The organism is Streptomyces sp. 13-12-16 (assembly GCF_002114215.1).
Taxonomy (GTDB): Bacteria; Actinomycetota; Actinomycetes; order Streptomycetales; family Streptomycetaceae; genus Streptomyces.
The window spans coordinates 1-1980 of the sequence record NZ_NCTE01001184.1 but is presented as its reverse complement, the minus strand read 5'-3'; the positions used below and the strand labels follow the sequence as shown (position 1 = coordinate 1980).

Annotated in this window: 2 protein-coding genes and 1 pseudogene; 2 read left to right on the top strand and 1 reads right to left on the bottom strand. The window is 75.3% G+C overall.

The window, feature by feature from the left end:
• Positions 1 to 373, top strand: a pseudogene (locus B7767_RS46890) (hypothetical protein); the annotation flags it as partial.
• Between the two features lie 28 nt (positions 374 to 401).
• Positions 402 to 1250, top strand: coding sequence for a hypothetical protein (locus tag B7767_RS37155; RefSeq protein ID WP_085575850.1), 849 nt, complete (start codon positions 402 to 404; stop codon positions 1248 to 1250).
• Between the two features lie 18 nt (positions 1251 to 1268).
• Here B7767_RS37155 and B7767_RS37150 read toward each other — a convergent pair.
• Positions 1269 to 1980, bottom strand: a 712-nt coding sequence (locus B7767_RS37150; protein WP_143652855.1) for an ATP-binding cassette domain-containing protein, incomplete at its 5' end; no start/stop codon positions are given.

The window sequence follows — 1980 nt, the reverse complement described above, 5'->3', positions numbered from 1 at the left end:
GGTGGCGTCGGTGGGCGGGCGTGCGCACGCGGTGACCGGGGGCGAGGACGGCGCGGTGCGGGTCTGGGACCTGGAGGCGGGGGAGGAGGTGCGCGAGCTCGGCCGGCACGAGGGGGCGGTGCGGTGTGCGGCGGTGGCGTCGGTGGGCGGACGCGCGCACGCGATCACCGCCGGAAACGACGCCACGGTCCGCGTGTCGGACCTGCTGACCGGCGCCGGGACAGCCGTCCTGTGCCTTCCGGAGAGCCCGCAGGAACTGACGGTCGCCGCCGACGGCACGCTCGTCGTCGCCCTGGCCGACACCCTCGTCGCGCTGGAACCGGGCAGTGACCTTCCGCCGTTCCTCCCCTGGGACTCTGTCACCCGTGTCTGATCCCGCCAACTCCCGGAAGGAGACAGGAATGTCCCTCATCGTCGGCGTCCACGGCGTCGGGAACCACGTTCGTGGCCGCGCACCGGAGGAGGTCGCCGCACAGCGTGCCGGTGTGTGGGCCCGGAGCCTCGCCGCCGGCCTCGGCCGGCCCCTGGCGGAGAGCGAGGTGGCGTTCGCCTACTACGGCCACCATCTGAGCCGCGGCCGTCCGGTCGCACAGGGCCCGGACGACGACGCCCTGGACAGGCTGACCCCCGACGAGACCGCGCTCGTGGCCCACTGGCTGGAGGCCCTGGACCTGCCCGAGGTCACCGCGCAGGGGCGTCTGGCCATGCCGCTGCGGCACGCGGCGGAGATGGTGGCGAAGCACTTCAGCCTGGACGGACGGCTCACGCGCGCCTTCGTCGCCCTGTGCTTCCGTGAGGTCGCCGCCTATCTGCGCACCCCGGACGCGCCGGCCCGGACCGCGGCCCGTGAGGAGGTCGCGGCGGTGATCGCCGAGCACCGGCCGCGCATCGTGATCGCCCACTCCCTCGGGACGGTCGTGACCTACGAGGCCCTGCACGCGCACCCCGAGCTGACGGTCGACCTCCTCGTCACCCTCGGTTCACCGCTCGCCCTGCCGCACGGCGTCTTCCACCGGCTGCTGCCCGCCCCCGCCGAGCGGGGCGTCCGCCCGGCGGGCGTCGCCCGCTGGGTGAACGTCTGCGACCACGGGGACCCCGTGGCCGTCCTGCGGCCCTTGGAGCGGTACTTCGACGGAGTGGACCTCGATCTCCAGGAGAGCGTCCGTCTCTTCGACTTCCACCGCGTCGCGGGCTACCTCCGCAGCCCGGCCCTGGCCGCCGTCCTGGATCCCCACGTGCCGCGGGCCTGACGCCGGGAGGTGCGTGGGTCACGTCCCCGCCGTCAGACGTGCCGTCGTCTCCGTGAGGGAGACGGTGAACGGGTGGCTCGGCGCGGTCAGGACCTGCCGGGCCGGGCCCTGTTCGACGAGTTCGCCGGCGTCCAGTACGGCGACGCGGTGGGCCAGGACGGCCGTGCCCAGGTCGTGGGTGATCAGGACGAGGGACAGCCGGTCGCGGTCGCGGACCAGCGCGGTGAGCACGTCGAGGATGCCCCGGCGGGTGACCGTGTCGAGGCCGGAGGTGATCTCGTCGCAGACCAGGACGCGGGGGCGGGCGAGCAGGGCGCGGGCGAGGGCGGCGCGCTGGAGTTCGCCGCCGGAGAGCCGGCCGGGGTGCCGGTGGGCCAGCTCCTCCGGGAGCCCGAGGCCGGCCAGGGTGGTCAGCGCCTCCCGGACCGCGGTGTCCGGGTCGGTGCCGCGCAGGCGGACCGCGGTGCGGGCCACCTGCCGTACCACGGGGCGGTGTTCGTCGAAGGCGGCGTGCGCGTCCTGGAAGACGTACTGCACGGCCGCGAGCTGGGCGCGAGTGCGGTCGCGCAGGCTGCGCGGCAGCGGTGCGCCGTCCAGGAGGATCTCGCCGTCGTGATCCCGGTGGAGGCCGGCGAGGCAGCGGGCGAGGGTGGTCTTGCCACTGCCGGACCGGCCGACGACGGCGAGCGACCGGCCCGGGTACAGGTCGAGTGCGGGGGCGCGCAGGACG

Bases quoted from the DNA above. Each gene is read 5' to 3' on its own strand.
- B7767_RS37155 (WP_085575850.1), top strand. From the start codon at position 402: ATGTCCCTCATCGTCGGCGTCCACGGCGTCGGGAACCACGTTCGTGGC.